Below are 18,177 nucleotides of genomic sequence, written 5' to 3' on the forward strand. Positions count from 1 at the left end.
GCAGGACCCCCGAAGGAGGTGGCGCCGTGCCCGACCGGTTCGTCATCCAGCGCCACCACGCGTCGACGCTGCACTTCGACCTCCGGCTCGAGATCGACGGTGTGCTCGTGTCGTGGGCGGTGCCCAAGGGCCCGTCGACCGACCCGGCGCAGCGCCGACTCGCCCGCCGCGTGGACGACCACGCCCTCGACCACATCGACGTCGAGGGCCGGCTCGGCTCCGGCACCGTGATCGTCTGGGACACCGGCACCTACGCGATGCGCCACGACGACACCACGGCTGCCGAGGCGCTCGCGGCCGGGCACCTCTCCGTCGTGCTGGACGGCGTCAAGCTGACCGGTGGCTACGCCCTCACGCGCACCGGCGGCGACGACTGGATCCTGGTCAAGACCCGCGACGACGCCGCCGAGCCGGACCGTGACCCCGCCGCCACCGAGAACACCTCGGTGCTCACCGGCCGCACCAACGACGACTACGCCTGAGCCGGCACCGCCGACTCGAGCACCGCCGACAGCGGCGTCGCCGGACGGCCGAGCAGGCGGGCGAGTGTCGGGTCGGCCGGCGCGAAGTCGCCGCGGCGGCTCGCGGCGAACATGGTCAGCAGCATGTCGGCCGCCACCTCCGGCACGCCGTGCCCGACGAGGTCGGCGCGGTAGTCGTCGTCGGACACCGTCACGTGCCGGATCGTGCGCCCGGCCGCGTCCGACGCCAGTGCCGCGACCTGTTCCATCGACAGCGCCTCCGGCCCCGTGAGCGGCGGGGTGAGGCCGTCGAACGTGTCGGTGGTGAGCGCCAGGGCCGTGATGTCGGCGAGGTCTCCGTGGGTGGTCCACGCGACCGTCCCGGCCTCGGGCGTGCGGAACTCGCCGGTGTGCCAGGCGCTCTGGAGCAGCATCGGCACGGTCGAGGCGTAGAAGCCGTTGCGCAACGACGTCCAGGCGACTCCGCAGTCGCGGAGGATCGCCTCGGTGGCGAAGTGGTCGGGCATCGGCGGCATCGGCGAGGTCGGGCTCGCGCCCATGTGCGCCGTGTAGAGCACGCGGTCGGCGCCGGCCGCGACGGCCGCCTCGATCGCCGTCCGGTGCTGGCGCAGGGCCTCCTCGCCGAGCACGTTGGCGGACATGACCAGCACCTGGGACGCGCCCTCGAACGCCTCGGCGAGGCTCGCCGGGTCGGTGTAGTCGCCGCGGCGCACCCGCACGCCGCGCTCGGCGAGGTCCCGGACCTTCTCCGGGTCGCGGACGCTCGCGCCGACCTGCCCGGCGGGTAGGCGGTCGGCCAACCGCTCGAGGACGGCGCGGCCCAGCTGGCCGCTCGCCCCGGTCACGATGATCATGCCATCTCCGTTTCCAGTGGTAACGCCTCGACGGTAGCACCGTTGTTAGCGGTGGAAGCGTCTCAGCGCTATCGTCGTGAACATGGCTAGCGAGGACGAGCCGCGCGGACGGATCGTCGCGGCCGCGCTGCGCCTGCTCGAGGAGGGCGGCGCGGAGGCGGTGTCGACGCGCGCGGTCAGCGCCGCCGCCGGCGTCCAGGCACCGACCATCTATCGGCTCTTCGGCGACAAGCAGGGCCTCCTCGACGCCGTCGCCACCCGGGGCTTCGCGGCCTACACCGCCAGCAAGACGGCGGGCGACCCGCACCCCGACCCCGTCGAGGAGCTGCGCGAGAGCTGGGACGAGCACATCGCGATGGGGCTCGCCCACCCCGCGCTCTACGACCTCATGTACGCCCGCACCCGCCCCGGCTCGCCGGCGATGGAGGCCGCCGCAAGCGTCCTGGCCAAACGCATCGGACGGATCGCGGAGGCCGGCCGGCTCCGCGTCCCCGAGGAGCGCGCCGTCGCCCTGATCCGCGCCGTCGGCGAGGGGACCACGCTGACGCTCATCGCCACGCCGGAGGAGCACCGCGACCCCCAGCTCGCGGTCACGGCCCGCGAGGCGGTCATCGCCGCGATCACCACCGACGCGCCCGCACTCCCGTCGCCCGGCCCGGTACCCGCGGCCTCGGCGCTGCGCGCGGCACTGCCGGACGTCGACGCCCTGAGCCCGGCTGAGCTTGGGGTGCTTCGGGAGTGGCTCGACCGGATCACTGCGGCAGGTCGCTGACCGTCAGGCAAGGACGAGGTCCGCGAAGTAGTAGCTACCCGTGTCGACGTCCGAAGGGTCCGGCAGCCGCTCGATGGGTGTCGCCGGCTTTCGCCCTCCCTCCTCGCCACGCGGCCGGATCTCGCGATGCAGCGCGACGACCTTCCACGGGCGCCGCATCGGCCAGGCCTGCGGATTGTCGAAGCCGAGCATCGGAAACCTCATCGACTCCACATACAGGAATCCCTCGATGTAGACCGGCCGATCGGGCGGCGGGTACTCCCTCGCGCTCCCGCTGAGCAGGAAGCCCTGGCCACAGGTGTCGACCCGCATCTGGCCGTCCCGTGGCCCGCCCCCCGAGTGTTGGCGGAGGAATCCTCGCGTCACCGACCAGCAGTCATCTTTCGTGATCAGGTACTCCATGCCGTTGTCGGGGACCTCCACCACGTTCCAGTCATCGACCGACACGGCGAGCTCACGCACGTCACCCGCCGCCATCGCTGGAATCAGACCCTCCTCCATCAGTTCGAGCGCGAAGATCTGCGCCCTCACCCGACCGAGCAGGGGAGTCTCGTCCAGCTCTTCCGCCGTCGACATCTCCACCGCCTCCCATCGCCCTCGGGGTCGTCATCAGGCTTTGACTCCCTCGAAGGCCTAGCGGTTCCATCGACTCTCGACCTGGTGGGCACGCTGAACCCATGACCGTCGACTACGGCCCCCACGGATCGAGCCTGCGCGACCTGCCCCGGCTGCGTCGCACCCGTCGCCGCCGGCAGTCGAGCTGGGACCGCACCGGCGGCAACGACGACCGCGCGACGCTGCGCCCCGGCGAGACCGCGACGATGCTCGACGTCGCCGGCGCCGGCGTCGTCACCCACGTCTGGGTCACGGTCGCGGCGTCGCGCGGCATCCGGAACCCCCGCGGGAAGGCGGACGACCTCCTGCGCCGCCTCGTCCTGCGGGCCTGGTGGGACGGCGAGGAGCACCCGAGCGTCGCCGTGCCGCTCGGCGACTTCTTCGGCGTCGGGCACGGCCGCACCACCAACTTCGTCTCGCTGCCGCTGCAGATGAGCCCGGAGGACGGCAAGGCGTTCAACTGCTGGTTCGCGATGCCGTTCGGCGCCGGCGCGCGAATGGAGATCACGAGCGAGGTCGAGGACGCCGACGTCCTCGTCTACTTCTACGTCGACTACGAGGAGCTGGACGAGGTCGCCGACGACGTCGGGCGCTTCCACGCGCAGTGGCGCCGGCAGCTCACCCAGGGCGTCCGACCGGGGCCGTCCAACGCGCACTACCAGTTCGGCGGCACCAACCTGACAGGAAATGACAACTACACGATCCTCGAAGCCGAGGGCCACGGGCACTACGTCGGCTGCGTGCTCAACATCCAGAACCGGCGACGCACCCGCCGCTGGAACTGGTACGGCGAGGGCGACGACATGATCTTCATCGACGGCGACGTCTGGCCGCCGACGCTGCACGGGACCGGCACCGAGGACTACGTCAACACCGCCTGGTGCCCGACCCAGACCTACTCGGCGCCGTACCACGGCGTCACGCTGGCCGGCGGCAAGAACTGGCGCGGTCCGGTGAGCCTGTACCGCTTCCACATCGAGGACCCGGTGGTCTTCCAGCGCTCGATCCGCGTGAGCATCGAGCACGGGCACGCGAACCGCCGCAGCGACGACTGGTCGTCGGTCGCCTACTGGTACCAAGCGGAGCCCCACCAGCCGTTCGAGTTGGCTCCCGTCGGGGAACGCTTCCCCCATCAGTAGGAGAGCAGCGGCATCAGCGAGGCACGTCACTGCCCGTCCGGCGAGGGTCACACCTCTCCGATGTGGCAGGGTGCCGCTTCCTCCTCGCACCATCGGGGCCCGACCAAGGAGGTACCGCCGATGAACGACCAGGAACGCTACGACCGATTCCTCTCCGCCCTTGCTTTCCGCGCCAACCTGGACGGGACGGCCCCGGCCGACGGCGTGGACCTGACCGACCTCGACGGCGAGCCCGTCGACCCGGCTGTGCGCCTGCACGTCTGCCCGCGCCGCCTCGCCGAGCACGTCAGCGACGACGAGGGTGTGGCCCCGAGCGCCCGCCCGTCGCTCGACGACGACCCCGACGCGCTCGACGACGCCGAAGCCGCCTCGCTGCAGTCGCTGCTCGCGCAGATCGAGGAGGCGATCCTGGTCCGCGAGCCGGGGCACGACCACCTCGTGCTCGTCGACGGCGGCGTCCGCGCCGTGCGCGCGGGCGACGTCGCCGCCTGATTCCCCCAACCGCCTGCACGCCCAGCCGCACAGCGGCCGCCGACGCAGAGCAGAACACTGACGAACATGATGGACGGCCTCCGACCAAGCCGTCTCGTGATTGCCCCGAAGCGCGGAGGGTTCGAGGTTCTGCACCTCTTGGCGCAGCCGGTGTCGGGTGGTCCCGCGCTCGGCGGGTCGCGCGGCATGGGTCGGCGCTTGCGCCGGGGGAACCCCGCTTGTCCGCTGGCTCTGGCTATACGTACAGCACGACCGATGCGGGCGCGTCACGCTCCAACGGAGCGAACCCTCGCGGCGAGGACCCCGACGATCGCACCCCCTTCCCGACCCGACGGAGAAGCCGGGCCGCCGACAACCCTCGGCCCGACCGGGCAGCGCTCTCGGCTCGATCCCCGACCCCAGCGGATTCGCTCCGCTAGCGTCGTGTGATGCGTCGGCCTTCCGACCGGGCCCGCCACCGTTCTCCCTGATCACGGCGACGGGAGTGATGCGAGCACGACTGTCGACCCGGCTGGCGGTCACCTGAAGGAGCGGCCCGGTCACGGACCGCAGACGGATCTCGGTAGCCTCAAGACCGCGGAAGCAGCGTGGCGAAGGGCGCAGTGTGGCTGACGGCGTGACCGAGGAGCAGGTCGAGAAGATCTACAAGGTCTTCCTGAAGTACGCGGACTCGAGCTCTCCACAAGAGGCGCTGGACGACCTGCAGCTCATGGGGCAGCCACCGGAGATGATCAACCGGATCCGGGAGAAGCACGAGTCCGAGACGATCCGCATCCGGAACCTCGAAGAGCCGCCGTCGGTCTGGCGCGACGGTCGCGTGACCTGGTACCTCGGCCCAGACATGGCCAAGGACAAGAACTGGCCCGCCATCAAGTCGGCGATGGAGAAGAAGGGCTTCGGGTCGGCCAACATCGAGTCCGTCGACGCCTCGTCGACCAAGGTGGTGTCCCTGCTCGACCATCCGAAGCAAGACCATTTCCGCACCCGTGGGCTCGTGGTCGGATTCGTCCAGTCGGGTAAGACCACCAACTTCACGGCCGTCATGGCGAAAGCCGCCGACCGCGGCTACAAGCTGTTCATCGTACTGTCGGGTATCCACAACACCCTGCGGCGGCAGACCCAGATTCGGCTCGCCGGGGACCTCGTTCTTGCGAACCCGGGAAAGTGGCACGAGGTCACCACCGAGAAGCAGGACTTCGTTCCCCAGGGAAACGCGAAGGCGTTCTTCGCATCGAAGGATCAGCACCTCCTTCTCGTCGTGAAGAAGAATGCTCCGGTGTTGCGCAAACTCTCTGCATGGCTGTCGTCGGCGGGTGAATACCTCGAGAAGTGCCCCACCCTGATCATCGACGACGAGGCCGACCAGTCGACCGTCGCCACCAACGAGATCAACCCACTCCTCTTCGGGGTCCTCGACAAGTTCCCGAAGGTCGGATACATCGGCTACACCGCAACGCCGTTCGCCAACCTCCTGATCAACCCGGCCGACGACAACGACTTCTACCCGCGGGACTTCATCGTCAACCTGCCGCAGCCCACGGGCTACCACGGCACAGAAGTCCTGTTCGGTCGCGAGCTCCTCCCGGGCGAGGACGCCTCCATGCTCGACGGCGGGTACGACATGATCCGGAGCGTCCCCGACGACGAGGTCGACGAGCTCAAGCCTCGCAGCAAGAAGGAGGCCGCCGACTTCTATCCGGGCATGGCCCCCTCGCTCCGGCGGGCCGTCGAATGGTTCTGGCTGGCGACCGCAGCCCGAAGAATACGAGGTGGCGGCAACCGCCACTCCACGATGCTCGTTCACACCACGACCGACACCACGACACACGAGCGGTTCAAGGACCCTCTCCTCGACCTACGGTCCCGGGCCCTCCGTGATCTCGACCGCCAGGGCCCGACCTTGCTGGCTCGGCTCCGCACGACCTGGGAGAAGGAGACGGCCCGGGTGCCCGCGGCCGATTTCGGCGAGCTGCCCGTCACCTTCGACGAGCTACTCCCGAAGCTGCACGACGTGGTTCACGACACCAAGGTCGTGATCGACAACTATCGCAGCACCGACCGCCTCGACTACGAGTCGGGACCGGTGACCGCCATCGCCGTGGGCGGCAACACGTTGTCCCGCGGTCTCACCCTCGAAGGTCTCATCTCGAGCCTTTTCGTGCGTGCTGTGTCCGCCTACGACACGCTCCTGCAGATGGGCCGATGGTTCGGCTACCGCAGCCACTACGGCGACCTACCCCGTATCTGGATGACCGACGAGCTCGCGCAGTGGTTCAGCCACTTGGCCACCGTCGAGGCGGAGATGCGACAGGACATCAACAGATACATGAATCCGTCGGTGACACCGTTGAACTTCGCCGTCCGGCTGCGGGACCACCCGAAGATGAGCATCACCACCAAGGCAAAGATGACGAGCGCGGTGCGCGCCACCGCGGCCTTCGGCGGCCAACTGGTGGAATCTCGTTTCTTCGACGTCTCGCCCGAGGGCGGTCGATGGTTGGAGAACAACGCCCGAGCCGCGCGACACCTGGTCGCTCGGGCGGCGAACGACGGCATCGCTGTCCCGTCCCACTCCGAGTCGGCGCTCTTCACACAGGTCCCCCACGAAGACGTGCTCGAGTTCCTGGAGGCGTACTCCTTCCACGATCGCTCGTCCGACGGCGGCGGAGGACGAATGGCGGACTACATTCGACAGCGGGTCCGGAGCGGATCGCTCGGGCGTTGGAGCGTCGGCGTCGTCGGCAACTCGCTCGCGAACGCCGACACGAAGCGATGCGACCTCGGGAACGGAGTCGACGTCCGAATGGTTCGGCGCGCTCGCCTCAACTACGACTCCGAGGGCCAGTTCGACGGGGTCGCCGACATCAAGACGCTGACCAGCCGCCGCGACGAAGCACTCGACCTCGACACCGACCGAGCCAGCTCCCTGACCCGCAAGGAGCTTGTCTCTCTTCGACGAGCGCAGAGGCCGACCGAAGGGCTTCTGCTGCTCTACCCGATCGAACCCCGGTCGGAGCCGAGCACCAAGAACCGTGTGGCGCTCGCCGCGCACACGGACGACGTCGTCATGGGCGCCGCTCTCGTCTTCCCCGAGCCCAAGGGCGTCGACTCCAAGGTCGAGTACTGGAGCGCCGATCTCTCGAAGGTCGCCGTCGAGGAGGAGGACGACTCGATCCTCGAGCAGGACGACGACGAGTGACTCCGAACGGCTCCCACCTCGAAGGACTCTGGTCGGCCGCGCAGGCGCGGCCTGCGGACGCAACGTTCCGCAGCGCGTCGACGGGGGTCGAGACGCCGCACGGACCCGTACTCGCCGCGGTACAGAGCGACGGCGTGCGCCACCTGCTCGTCCCGATCGATGCCAAGCACACGCTCCGAGAAGACCTCGACGGTCGAGCGGTCACATTGCGCAGGCGCGTCCTCGAGGACGAAGGCAGCTACCGGACCTACGCGGCGCTCGCGCTGATCGACGAGAACCAGAAGGAGCTCTTCACGGCGCTGTGCTCCGAGGTCCTCGTCAGGATCACCGAGACACCTCGGCGTGCCGTCTCAGCTCTCCGCAGGACCCTCGTCGACTGGCGTTCGCTGCTGTCCGGCTCGGGCCGAACCCTGGGCCCCTCCGAGCTCGCCGGCTTGTTCGGCGAACTGACGGTGCTCCAGACGCTCGTCGCGCTCGACCCCGGGGCCGTCGGTTTCTGGACCGGCCACTCACGCACCGCCCAGGACTTCCACCGCGGCTCGACCGCTCTGGAGGTCAAGGCGACGGCCTCGCCGGAGGGACGCGTGGTTCGCATCCACGGGGTCGGCCAGCTCGACGGCGCCGGCACCGGGCGCCTCCTCTTGACCTGGTTTCGCCTGAGCCCCGGCTCCGGTCGGTCTGTGCCGGACCTGGTGGACGAGATTCTCGCCGCGACCGACGACGAGCACGGCTTCCTTACCGCCCTCCTCGACGCCGGCTATCGGACGGCGGAGCGCGACGCGTACACCCTCCGGACCTTCGACGTCGCCGAACAGCGGACATACGAGGTCGGACCCGGATTCCCGCGCATCACCCCCTCCGGCCTGACCGGCGATGCAGGAATGGCGGGGGTCGACGACATCCACTACGACCTCGACCTCGACAGTGCTCCCGCCCACGCGGCGCTCATCGAGGTGGACCCCGCGCAAGCCTTCATGGAACGCCCGTGACGCCCCCTCGATGGTGGTCCCAGCCGTTTCCCCCCACCGGGGCGATCGCGTCGGAGGGCATCCGCAATCAGCTGGGCCGGCCTCCCGTCGATCCGCTCACGGTCTTCGTCCGGGAAACGGCCCAGAACTCGTGGGACGCGCGGCTGCGCGTGGAACCGACGACCTACCGCCTCGAGCTGACGACCGTCGCACCGACGCATCGACCGAACTGGCAACGACTGCTGAGTCCGCCGGCCGGCACCGACAGGCACCTCGGGGTCGGACGGGTCGTCCGAACGCCCAACCTCCGGCTCCTGTCCGTGGTGGACCGGGGAACCAAAGGCCTCGGGGGCCCGACACGCGCCGACGAGGTGGCCGACGAGCGGCGGGACTGGGTCTCGTTCGTGCTCAATGTCGGGGAGAAGCGGGACACCGACCAGGGCGGCGGCACGTACGGCTACGGCAAGGCCGTGCTCTACCGGATGTCCAAGGTCGGGACGATCCTGGTCTACACGCGCACGGAGGAGCCGGGCCTCGGGCTCTCGTCCCGTCTGATCGGCATCGCCCTGGGCGAGTCGTTCACGAGCGGCGATCGCGTCGACGCCGATTTCAGGCCGTTCACGGGCCGGCACTGGTGGGGAGACGTGGCCGACGACCATGTCGAACCGCTGCGAGGGGCCGAGGCCGACAGCGTCGCCGGCAGCCTGGGCCTGCGCCCCTTCGCGGAGCACGAGTCCGGGACGACATTGACGGTCCTCGATCCCGACCTCGACGAGTTCGATGACGATGTGGACCGGGTGGCGGACCACCTCGCGCAGACAATGGCCTGGCAACTGTGGCCGATCATGTTGCCCGAGCGGGGCGATGATCGACTCGTTCCGGAGGTCAACGCGGGCGGGGTCTCCTTCCCGGTGCCCGATCCTGCGGCCACGTATCCGCTCGAGATGTTCGTGGCCGCGTATCGGACGCAGCGCGACGGCAACGGCACCACGTTGTGGTGCAAGAGTCCACGGAGGGAGCTGGGCCGCTTCGCCCTGGAGCAGGAGTTCGTTAGCCCGATGGCCCCCGACACGGCGACCCTCGCCGCCGCCTGCGCGGGAGTGCCCGCCGACCCCCACCACATCTGCCTGATGCGATCCCCCGAGCTCGTCGTGAGATACCTGCGTCAGGCCGAGACCGGCTCGGTCAACCGTGCCTACGCGGGTGTCTTCCGCGCTCTCGATGAACTCGATGACGTCTACGCGGCCGCCGAGCCACCCACCCACGACAACTGGGTACACGAGCAGCTCACCGGTCACGACCAGACGTTCATCCGCGTCACCTTCCGTCGCATCAAGGACGAGGTCGACGAGCTGAAGAAGGTCGAGATCTCGACGACGGGCGCGGAGAGTGGTGTCTCGCTGGGAGCGGCGAGCAACTTCCTCGGCGGCATTGTGGCCGCAGCGTTCGCCTCCGGCGCCGAGACCCGCGGTGGAGTACCCGTCGGCGAGGTCGAGGGAGTCTCTCGCGCAGGCGCAGGCGCAGGGGCCCGCCGGACCGGGAACGCCGGGTCGACGAACCGGGTCCGTGTCGCGGCACTCGCCGAGCCGGGCATCGACGAACGGGACGGTCACGCCGTTCTCGTTCAACGTTTCGCGGTCGGCGGATCGAACCGCACACACCTCGAGGCCAGACTCTCCGTCGGGCTCGGTGAGCGCTCGAAGGAGGACGAGGCGCCCGCGGGGGCAGAACACCCGCGCGTCCTGGTCTGGTCGACACCGACGGGCGACATCGACGGCGACACCTGCGTGGTCGACCCGCCCGTCGAGATCGACCTCGTCGTGCTCCCCGTTCCCGACACCATGACCGACATCTCGGTCGTCGGCACGCTGTACGAGGAATCGACGGCGCCATGAGCCGTGCCTATCCCTATCGCAGGCCCGCGGCGGATGTGGTGGTGACCGGGCCCTGGCTTCAGAACGGGGAGACCTCGGTCCGTGAGCTCCCGGGAGAGCTGCCGGACTGGGACTACGAGTCCGTCCTCCGCCTGCGCCGGCCGCTCCGGGTCGACGGCCTGCGAGCCCGTCGTTCGTGTGGGCTCGGCGACGACGCCGCAGTGACCGTCTCCGTGGTGTGGGCGGCAGCAACTTCGGGGCTTCGTGGGAGGGCCTGGCACATGGAGGTGCCCCCTGAGGACGATCTCGACCTCGAGATCGACTTCGAGCTCGAGGGCGGAGACCTCGGCGGGCGGCTCGATCTCGAGACGGTCGTGACCCTGCGCGCTCCGGGGAACGCCGAAGGCGCCAGTGCGCCACGGCGTCCGGGCAGCGTGTTGTGGCGTGACAACCGCGGGGTGCTGCTCCAAGGCGACGCCGTGCTCTTCCCGCTGGCGTTGGTGGACTTCGAGCAGCTGCCCTACCCGACCGGCGCGGCATGGCACCTCGAACTCGGTCACGACCTCGAGGCACAGGCGCTGGGTTCCATCCTGCTGCTGGCGAACAAACGACGGGAAATGGTGAGGAGCGCCCTGGAGGCCGCCGCGAGTCCCACCGACGCGGATCGGCGGGTGCTGTCCGTGATCCGGACCGACGTGACACGCGCATTGATCGAGAGGGCGGTCACGGACGAGGACTTCGACCTCGAGGAGGACTACCCGACCGGATCGATCGGTGCTCTGCTCGCCGCGGTCGTTCGCCGCTCCTTCCCCGACAGACCGCTGGAGGCCCTGCGGCGGGACCGGGCCCACGAGCCGATCCTCTTCACGACCCGGGTCCAGAACGCGACCGAGCTGCTGGCCGAGCCTTGAGCAGCGTCCTCTACCCGCGCCTGCTCGACGGAGCGGCGAGGGATCTTCACGCCCGGTACTCGAAGCTCGCGGTCGAGGAACTCCGCGGGCACTTCGCCTTCACACATCCGTCCGCGGTGTTCACTGCGACCGGAGGACACCGTGTCCCGGTGCCGCAGCTCGAGGAGTTGCGAGGGAGCATCGTCGGCGCCGCCGAGGAAGAAGGCTTTCCCGGAGGCGGTCGGCGCCGTGATCACTCCGACTTCGACAAACGGGTCGCGCGGCTACTGCACGAGAAGTGCGGTCTCGTCGCCGCGGAGGCGGCGATTCGTCCGATCTGGGCCTTCCTCGCCCTCGTCGTGACTCCGGACGTCTCCTACTGGAGGTTCCCCGATCCCCCCGGGGATCGGGTTCTCGCCACCGACATCACCCGACACGTCTGGGGCCGTCTGTGGTGGCGGGCCCACCTTCTCGTGCTGCCCGAGGGTCCAGGGGACAGATACCGCCTTCTCGACACCTTCGGCGAGGCCGACTTCGATCAGATCTACGCGCGCCGTGCGCTCCTCGGCGGGAGTCGGTCCCTGATCCGAACCGTCGCCGACATCTGGCCGAGCATCGACCGGGGCGGCCTGCCGAGCCGACTCGTCCTGCGTGATCTCCTGAAGCGACTGCTGCGGGTGGCGGCGGTACTCGAGTTCGACGCGTTGGACGGGGACGAGCTTCGCGGTCTCGTCCGCCAAGAGGCCGAGAGGTCGGTCGACGAGCTGGCCGTGCGCGGCTACGGGCCGGGAGCAGACGGCCCAGGCCGGCCCTGACGATCCCGCACGACCTTTTCGAGTCGGTCGACGGCCTCGTCCGGGTCCTCGTGCTCCCAGAAGCGCAGGACGGTCCAGCCCAGGGCCTCCAGGTGGGCGTCCGTCTGACGGTCGCGCATCCTGTTGGTGTCGAGCTTCCGGACCCACCACTCCCGATTGGCCCGCGGGATGCTGACGTGCTCGGGACACGAATGCCAGAAGCATCCGTCGACGAAGACCGCCACCCGGCTGCGGGGGAACACAAGGTCGGCGCGACGGCGAGGCAGGCCGGGCAAGGGTGCATCGACCCTGTATCTGAGGCCGCGACGGTGCGCCTCGCGACGGATGAGCATCTCCGGCGCGGTGTCCCTGCGCCGCGCACGACTCATGCGGGCGGACACGCCTGCGCTGGACGGCGTCGGGCGGTCAGCGGACAAGCTTCGCTCTTCCTTCGGCGCAGGTCGGCGGTGAGACCGTGCGACGCCTCGCCACCTGCCCCGGCCCGGGTCCACCGGACTGTCGGGGCGCCGAGCTAAATTACCAGCGTGGCACGCTTGGCCTTGGTCGACCTGTTCGCGGGATGCGGCGGTCTGACGCGCGGATTTCTCGACGTCAACCACGACGCGTCGATCCCCTCCGAGTTCGACGTCGTCGCCTCCGTCGAATCCGATCGTGCGGCGGCGGCGACGTACGCCGCCAATTTCGGCCGGGACCATTTGTTCAATCTCGAGATCGAGAATTGGAAGCCCGCAGAAATCCCAGATGCCGATGTCGTGGTCGGCGGGCCGCCGTGCCAAGGTTTCTCCAATCTCGGCAAGCGCGATCCCATGGACAAACGGAACCGGCTGTGGCGAGAGTACGCACGGACGGTCGAGCTGATCCAGCCCGACTACTTCCTCATCGAGAACGTGGCAGCGTTTTTCAGGTCGCCACAGTGGGGCCTTCTCCAGCTCGCGGTGCAAGACGGGAACCCGCTGCACGACTACGAGTTGTACCCCCACATCCTCAATGCGGCGGAGTTCGGCGTGCCGCAGGTGCGCAAGCGTGCCGTCGTCATCGGCCGCCGCCGCGGGCGGCCGCACCTACCGGACCCGGCCTCGATACGTGTCGAGCCGGCCGAACGGTTCCCGACCGTGGGAGCCGCGCTCGCCGAACTACCCGAGCACGTGCCCCAGGAGAAGATCGATCTCCCGGAGGGCGTCTACGACTTCCACGGCGATCTGCCGGGCGCGTTTAAGACCTCCGAACTCCACATCACCCGTCGCCTCGAGAAGATCTCACAAGACCGCATCGCGACGATCCCGGAGGGCGGAAATCGTCTCGACATACCCTTCCATCTACAGGCGCCTTGCTGGCGTGGTCACACTTCTGGTTCCCTGGACGTAATGGGTCGACTTCGAAAGGATCGCCCGTCCGTAACCATCAGGACCGAGTTCGTGAAGCCGGAGAAAGGACGCTATCTGCACTACAGTGAGCCGAGACCGCTCACTCACGCCGAGGCGGCGGTACTCCAGACGTTCCCCATGGACTACCAATGGTGTGGGCCGAAGGTCTCCATCGCGCGTCAGATCGGAAACGCCGTTCCGGTCAAGCTCGCAACGGCGCTCGGCGCCCTCATCGCCTCGGCGTACGACTGACGAGCATCCGGGTAACGCGTCGGCTTCGCGCTCAGAGGAGGACAGCGACGGCAGTCTGCTGGTTCTGACCAAATTCGATCACCGACCTCTCGCGACTCCCTTCCGTCTCCACCTCACGTCAGCGAGCTTCGGCCGCCACCTGCGATCCGTGGCGTCGGATGCCTCGGACCCATCCTGCCGGTCGACGCGGCGTGGCAGCTCTTCCTGGTGCACCTCGAGGAGGCCGCGAGCACCGCGAGGCCCGGGGAGACGGAACTCGATCTCGACCGCACCGGGTGATCGCACATCCGGGCTGAACGAGACCGGCGGCCGGTCGATACCGACCCTCGATGTCGGACGGGCCCGCTACCGTCATCGGCATGACCGCTCCGGCGCCTCGAGAGCACCCGGACGACCGCTCGCTCGCCTTCGGGGCATCGCCGGCGGCGATCCACTCCGGTCTCTTCCCCGAGGACCGCGCGGCCTTCCTCGCGGCGTACGACGCCGCTCTCGAGAAGGCCCGGTCGACGTTGCACCTCGCACCGGTCCACGACGTCCTCGAGGAGTGGCGCCGCCGTGCTGTCCTGCAGTCCGACCCCGACGCCTTCCGGCGCGCGGTGCGCCGGGCCGCTGAGCTCATCACCGGCGAGCCCGTACCGGACGACGAGCCCTTCGAGATCACCCGAGCGCACGCCGGCATGTAGGGCGCCCGTGTACCGGGTCGAGACGGTCGGCAGCGACATCGATGCGGCCATCGAGTCGCTGCCGCCGGAGTTCGTCGCGGGCTTCCGGACTCTGCGAGCGGCTCTCGGCGACGATCCGTGGGCCGCCGGACGTCCCTACGTCGCGAGCAACCCACGCGGGTCGCAGACGGCGACGTTCGGCCCCGACGGTCGCGGTCTCGCCCTCTTCGTCGTCCACGACCGTGAACACGTCGTCGCCCTCTGGCAGATCACGGTGGCCCCTGAATTGAGGGGGTGAGTCCCGTGCTCGACGTCCGTCCGGAACGCATGGACGTCCGCGACTCGGGGGTACCTGGCGCGGCGAGCAAGACACGCGCACCAAGGAGGCCACGACCGTGTCCCACCAGCCGCCCGACCCCTACGAGTTCCTTCCCGACGTCGCATCGTTCACCGTCACCAGCACCGACGTCAGCGACGGGCAGACGCTCCCGAACGCGCAGGTCAGCGGGATCATGGGCGCCGGGGGCCAGGACGTCACACCACAGCTGAGCTGGTCCGGCGCGCCCGAGGGCACCAAGAGCTACGCGCTGACCTGCTTCGACCCCGACGCCCCCACCGCCAGCGGGTTCTGGCACTGGGCCGTCACCGGCATCCCCGCGTCCACCACGAGCCTGGACACCGACGCCGGCGACCCCGACAAGGGCCTGCTGCCGCAGGGAGCGATCACCCTGGCCAACGACGCCGGCGCCAAGCGCTACATCGGCGCCGCGCCGCCGCCCGGGCACGGCGAGCACCGCTACTTCTTCGTCGTCCACGCCGTCGACGTCGAGGACCTCGGGGTCGGCGCCGACGCCACGCCGGCGTTCCTCGGGTTCAACCTCTTCTTCCACAGCATCGGGCGCGCGATCATCACCCCGACCTACGAGATCAGCGGCTGAACCAGGAGGCGGCGGTGGCGGACGAGGACGACCGGCCGCCACTGCCGAACCTCGACCGCGTCTCGGCGTTCAGCGACGGCGTGTTCGCCATCGCGATCACGTTGCTGATCCTGCCGCTGACCGACGCCCCGATCCGCGACGGCCACGTCCTCGAGGACCTGACGGCGCTCGGGCACCAGTTCCTCGCGCTCCTGCTGAGCTTCGCGGTGATCGGCGGCTTCTGGCTGATGCACCACGACGACCTGGCGGCGATGCGGGCCGTCAGCCGGCCGTTGCTCATCGCCAACCTGGTGTTCCTGTTCTTCGTGGTCATGTTGCCGTTCCCGACCGCCCTGCTCGGCGACGGCACCAGCACGACGGCGACGATCGTCTACGCGCTGGCGATCATGGCGACGTCGGTGAGCTCGCTGGGGCTCTGGTGGACCGCCGAGCGCCAGGGTCTGCTCGACGGTGAGCGCGCCCGGCGCTGGGGTCGCGCGAAGTACCTCGGGACGGCGGCCCTGGTCGTCGGGTTCCTGCCGTCCCTGCCGCTCGCCTACGTCTCGCCCGAGTGGGCGCGGGCCAGCTGGGCGCTGGCGATCCCGCTGGGCCTGCTCGCCGACAAGGTCGAGGACCGGCGGCGACGCACCGGCTAGAGGTCGTTCCGCATCAGGCGACGCAGCACGATGAGGCAGTACAGCGTCGTCGCGAGCAGGATCAGGCCGACGACGGTGCTCCCCGTCTGCGAGTTCACGATCCCGTACATCACGCCCGCGCCACCGAGGATCCCGCTGAAGGCGGCGCTGAGCGCGAGACGCCCGCGACGGCCGGCGCGGTCGGGACCGGGGTTCACCACGGCGCGCACGCTACGCGCGGGGCTGGCCCGACCCGAGGCCGCCGGTGATGCTGTCGGTCGTGGTGACGGACGAGCAGGTGCACCCCGAGGACGTCGACGCCTGGCGCGCCTGGCTCGCCGAGCACCACGACCGCGGTACCGGCGTCTGGCTCGTCACCTGGAAGCCCCGCACGGGGCGCGCGACCGTCGGGTACGAGGAGTCCGTCGAGCAGGCCCTGTGCTTCGGCTGGATCGACAGCACCACGCGCTCGCTCGACGACGAGCGCACGGCGATGTGGTTCAGCCCGCGCCGGCGCGGTAGCGGCTGGGCCCGGTCGAACAAGCAGCGCATCGAACGACTCGAAGGTGCCGGCCTCATGGCCCCGCCGGGGAGAGCGCTGATCGACGCCGCCAAGGCCGACGGCTCCTGGACGTTGCTCGACGACGTCGAGGACCTCGTCGTCCCGCCCGACCTCGCCGCGGCCTTCGCCGGCCACCCCGGCTCCCGCGAGCACTGGGACGCGTTCAGCCGCTCCAAGCGCCGGGCGATGCTCGTCTGGCTGGTCGAGGCCAAGAAGGCGACGACGCGCGCCGCGCGTATCGAGAAGATCGCCGCACGCGCCGCGACCGGCGAGATCGCGTACCCGACGACGTGAAGGATGAGCCCGTGGCCGCACCCTGGGTCCTCGACGAGGACGACGCGCTCGAACTGCTCGCCTACCTGATCACGTCGGCCCGCACCCAGGTCGACGAGGCCGCTGAGTACGGGCCGATGCGCCTGCTGACCGCCGCGCACCGGCTGGCCGAGGCGATGGGTCCCCGCGCCACCGAGGCAACGGCGGAAGCATTGAACGGCCCCCTGCAGGACATGCCCCTGCTCGCCGTCCCCCGCGACGACCGCGGCGCGTACGTCGAGCAGCTCGACGGCGTCTGCCGCTCCGTCGCCGCGCACCTGCGCGAGAGGTACGCGCCGTGACCGACCCCGTCCTCGCCGCGATCCGCCGCCGTCGGGTCACCCGCGCGATGAGCGACGAGCCGGTGACGCGCGAGCAGGTCGAGACCATCCTCGAAGCCGCACGCTGGGCCCCGACCGCGGGCAATCGGCACCTCCAGCGCTTCGTCGCGACGACCGACCCGGGCACGCTGCGGGTGCTGCGCATGGTCTCGCCCGGCATGATCGCGAAGCCCACCTCGGCGATCGCGATCTGCATCGACCACGGGCTGGTCGAGCAGTACGGCTTCCCGCCCGAGAACAAGGGCCCGTGGATCGACGTCGGCACCGCGACCGCGACGGTCCTGCTCGCCGCGCAGGCGGTCGGCGTGGGCGCCGGGCCGGTGAGCTCGTTCAGCAAGGCGGCTGTCGGGGTCGTCCTCGGCCTGCCGGAGACCTGGACCGCCGAACTGATCATCTGTCTCGGTCACCCCGCGCCGGTCCAGCCGGGGGCGATGCAGCCCAAACGTGCGCTGAGCTGGCGAGACCTCACGCAGTGGGTGCCCTAGCGACCCCGCGGCTGTCGCCACTGGTGGGCCCGACGACCTTCCGCAGCCTCACCGACCGTCTCGGCGATCCGCGCAGCGCGGGTCGGCGGCTTCTTCGCCGCCGCGATCCACTCGAGGATCGCCCGCTTCACCGAGCGGGGGAACGCGTCCCACGCCGCCCGGGCGCGCGGCACCGCGTCGAGCGCGCTGCGGAGGTCGTCGGGCTCGGTGAGGTCCTCGACCGCGTCCAGCGCGGCCCACCGGCCGGTGGCCCGCGCGGCCTCGATCGCCGCCTGGCCCGCGGGGGTCATGAGGCCGGCCGCGGTCAGACGCTCGACCCGCTGCTTGTTGACCCGCGACCACGCGCTGGTCGCCTTCCGGGGCGCGAGCAGGAGCATCGCGCGCTCGTCGTCGAGAGTGGGGGCAGGCTGTCGACCCACCCGAAGCACAGCGCCTCGTCGACGATGTCGTCGTAGCTCAGCCGACGTCGGGGTCCCTTGTCGTAGACGAGCCAGATGCCGGCGCTGGTCGCGGCGTGGGCCGTCAACCACGCCCGCCACGCCGCGCG

At 69.9% G+C, this 18,177-nt stretch carries 22 protein-coding genes; 17 read left to right on the top strand and 5 right to left on the bottom strand.

Going from position 1 to position 18,177, the window contains the following annotated elements:
• The first annotated feature begins 26 nt into the window (after nucleotides 1-26).
• Entirely contained in the window at nucleotides 27-482 is a 456-nt protein-coding gene (locus ACR9E3_RS03995) for a DNA polymerase ligase N-terminal domain-containing protein (RefSeq protein WP_460378732.1), read from the top strand.
• Here ACR9E3_RS03995 and ACR9E3_RS04000 read toward each other — a convergent pair.
• A complete protein-coding gene (locus ACR9E3_RS04000; protein ID WP_460378733.1) occupies nucleotides 473-1,336 on the bottom strand; it encodes an NmrA family NAD(P)-binding protein in 864 nt (287 codons plus the stop codon). The genes ACR9E3_RS03995 and ACR9E3_RS04000 overlap by 10 nt on opposite strands.
• A gap of 82 nt (nucleotides 1,337-1,418) precedes the next feature.
• On the opposite strand from ACR9E3_RS04000, the gene ACR9E3_RS04005 reads away from it, so the two are divergent.
• The gene (locus ACR9E3_RS04005) at nucleotides 1,419-2,108 is read left to right on the top strand and encodes a TetR/AcrR family transcriptional regulator (RefSeq protein WP_460378734.1); all 690 of its coding nucleotides are present in this window, start codon (nucleotides 1,419-1,421) and stop codon (nucleotides 2,106-2,108) included.
• Between the two features lie 3 nt (nucleotides 2,109-2,111).
• Here ACR9E3_RS04005 and ACR9E3_RS04010 read toward each other — a convergent pair whose 3' ends face one another.
• A complete protein-coding gene (locus tag ACR9E3_RS04010) occupies nucleotides 2,112-2,690 on the bottom strand; it encodes a hypothetical protein (protein WP_460378736.1) in 579 nt (192 codons plus the stop codon).
• Between the two features lie 95 nt (nucleotides 2,691-2,785).
• Between ACR9E3_RS04010 and ACR9E3_RS04015 the strand changes: the two genes are divergently transcribed.
• The 7 genes from ACR9E3_RS04015 to ACR9E3_RS04045 all read left to right on the top strand — a co-directional run bounded on the left by ACR9E3_RS04015 (nucleotide 2,786) and on the right by ACR9E3_RS04045 (nucleotide 12,100).
• The gene (locus tag ACR9E3_RS04015) at nucleotides 2,786-3,862 is read left to right on the top strand and encodes a glycoside hydrolase family 172 protein (RefSeq protein ID WP_460378738.1); all 1,077 of its coding nucleotides are present in this window, start codon (nucleotides 2,786-2,788) and stop codon (nucleotides 3,860-3,862) included.
• 120 nt (nucleotides 3,863-3,982) lie between these two features.
• On the top strand, nucleotides 3,983-4,354 hold the full coding sequence (locus tag ACR9E3_RS04020; RefSeq protein ID WP_460378740.1) for a hypothetical protein: 372 nt from the start codon (nucleotides 3,983-3,985) through the stop codon (nucleotides 4,352-4,354).
• A gap of 616 nt (nucleotides 4,355-4,970) precedes the next feature.
• A complete protein-coding gene (locus ACR9E3_RS04025) occupies nucleotides 4,971-7,553 on the top strand; it encodes a Z1 domain-containing protein (RefSeq protein ID WP_460378742.1) in 2,583 nt (860 codons plus the stop codon).
• Nucleotides 7,550-8,542 (top strand): PD-(D/E)XK motif protein, encoded by a 993-nt coding sequence (locus tag ACR9E3_RS04030; protein ID WP_460378744.1) that lies wholly within the window; start codon nucleotides 7,550-7,552, stop codon nucleotides 8,540-8,542. Before ACR9E3_RS04025 ends, ACR9E3_RS04030 begins: the two co-directional genes overlap by 4 nt.
• Nucleotides 8,539-10,416 (top strand): hypothetical protein, encoded by a 1,878-nt coding sequence (locus ACR9E3_RS04035; protein ID WP_460378746.1) that lies wholly within the window; start codon nucleotides 8,539-8,541, stop codon nucleotides 10,414-10,416. Before ACR9E3_RS04030 ends, ACR9E3_RS04035 begins: the two co-directional genes overlap by 4 nt.
• The gene (locus ACR9E3_RS04040) at nucleotides 10,413-11,306 is read left to right on the top strand and encodes a hypothetical protein (RefSeq protein WP_460378747.1); all 894 of its coding nucleotides are present in this window, start codon (nucleotides 10,413-10,415) and stop codon (nucleotides 11,304-11,306) included. The genes ACR9E3_RS04035 and ACR9E3_RS04040 overlap by 4 nt, the downstream gene beginning before the upstream one ends.
• A gap of 149 nt (nucleotides 11,307-11,455) precedes the next feature.
• Nucleotides 11,456-12,100, top strand: coding sequence for a DUF6339 family protein (locus ACR9E3_RS04045; RefSeq protein ID WP_460378749.1), 645 nt, complete (start codon nucleotides 11,456-11,458; stop codon nucleotides 12,098-12,100).
• Here ACR9E3_RS04045 and ACR9E3_RS04050 read toward each other — a convergent pair.
• Nucleotides 12,064-12,699: a very short patch repair endonuclease gene (locus tag ACR9E3_RS04050; RefSeq protein ID WP_460378751.1), complete on the bottom strand. Its 636-nt coding sequence runs from the start codon at nucleotides 12,697-12,699 to the stop codon at nucleotides 12,064-12,066. The genes ACR9E3_RS04045 and ACR9E3_RS04050 overlap by 37 nt on opposite strands.
• On the opposite strand from ACR9E3_RS04050, the gene ACR9E3_RS04055 reads away from it, so the two are divergent.
• The 5 genes from ACR9E3_RS04055 to ACR9E3_RS04075 all read left to right on the top strand — a co-directional run bounded on the left by ACR9E3_RS04055 (nucleotide 12,634) and on the right by ACR9E3_RS04075 (nucleotide 15,951).
• On the top strand, nucleotides 12,634-13,716 hold the full coding sequence (locus ACR9E3_RS04055; protein WP_460378753.1) for a DNA cytosine methyltransferase: 1,083 nt from the start codon (nucleotides 12,634-12,636) through the stop codon (nucleotides 13,714-13,716). The two genes, ACR9E3_RS04050 and ACR9E3_RS04055, sit on opposite strands and share 66 nt — an antisense overlap.
• 359 nt (nucleotides 13,717-14,075) lie before the next feature.
• The gene (locus tag ACR9E3_RS04060; protein ID WP_460378755.1) at nucleotides 14,076-14,399 is read left to right on the top strand and encodes a DUF6247 family protein; all 324 of its coding nucleotides are present in this window, start codon (nucleotides 14,076-14,078) and stop codon (nucleotides 14,397-14,399) included.
• A gap of 7 nt (nucleotides 14,400-14,406) precedes the next feature.
• On the top strand, nucleotides 14,407-14,676 hold the full coding sequence (locus tag ACR9E3_RS04065) for a hypothetical protein (RefSeq protein ID WP_460378757.1): 270 nt from the start codon (nucleotides 14,407-14,409) through the stop codon (nucleotides 14,674-14,676).
• A 97-nt stretch (nucleotides 14,677-14,773) separates the two neighbouring features.
• Nucleotides 14,774-15,316, top strand: coding sequence for a YbhB/YbcL family Raf kinase inhibitor-like protein (locus ACR9E3_RS04070; protein WP_460378759.1), 543 nt, complete (start codon nucleotides 14,774-14,776; stop codon nucleotides 15,314-15,316).
• Between the two features lie 14 nt (nucleotides 15,317-15,330).
• Complete coding sequence (locus ACR9E3_RS04075; protein ID WP_460378761.1) at nucleotides 15,331-15,951, top strand: TMEM175 family protein; 621 nt, start codon at nucleotides 15,331-15,333, stop codon at nucleotides 15,949-15,951.
• Here ACR9E3_RS04075 and ACR9E3_RS04080 read toward each other — a convergent pair.
• Nucleotides 15,948-16,151: a hypothetical protein gene (locus ACR9E3_RS04080; RefSeq protein WP_460378763.1), complete on the bottom strand. Its 204-nt coding sequence runs from the start codon at nucleotides 16,149-16,151 to the stop codon at nucleotides 15,948-15,950. The genes ACR9E3_RS04075 and ACR9E3_RS04080 overlap by 4 nt on opposite strands.
• A gap of 59 nt (nucleotides 16,152-16,210) precedes the next feature.
• Here ACR9E3_RS04080 and ACR9E3_RS04085 point away from each other — a divergent pair, with 59 nt between their 5' ends.
• The 3 genes from ACR9E3_RS04085 to ACR9E3_RS04095 are packed head-to-tail and all read left to right on the top strand — an operon-like array spanning nucleotide 16,211 to nucleotide 17,630.
• Nucleotides 16,211-16,786, top strand: coding sequence for a YdeI/OmpD-associated family protein (locus ACR9E3_RS04085; RefSeq protein ID WP_460378764.1), 576 nt, complete (start codon nucleotides 16,211-16,213; stop codon nucleotides 16,784-16,786).
• A gap of 11 nt (nucleotides 16,787-16,797) precedes the next feature.
• Nucleotides 16,798-17,106, top strand: a complete 309-nt coding sequence (locus ACR9E3_RS04090; RefSeq protein ID WP_460378766.1) for a DUF6092 family protein — start codon at nucleotides 16,798-16,800, stop codon at nucleotides 17,104-17,106.
• A complete protein-coding gene (locus ACR9E3_RS04095) occupies nucleotides 17,103-17,630 on the top strand; it encodes a nitroreductase family protein (RefSeq protein ID WP_460378767.1) in 528 nt (175 codons plus the stop codon). The genes ACR9E3_RS04090 and ACR9E3_RS04095 overlap by 4 nt, the downstream gene beginning before the upstream one ends.
• Here the strand turns inward: ACR9E3_RS04095 and ACR9E3_RS04100 are convergent.
• Entirely contained in the window at nucleotides 17,627-18,007 is a 381-nt protein-coding gene (locus ACR9E3_RS04100) for a YdeI/OmpD-associated family protein (protein WP_460378769.1), read from the bottom strand. The genes ACR9E3_RS04095 and ACR9E3_RS04100 overlap by 4 nt on opposite strands.
• Nucleotides 18,008-18,177: the final 170 nt, after the last annotated feature.

The sequence above is a fragment of the Actinomycetospora sp. C-140 genome (assembly GCF_054796175.1).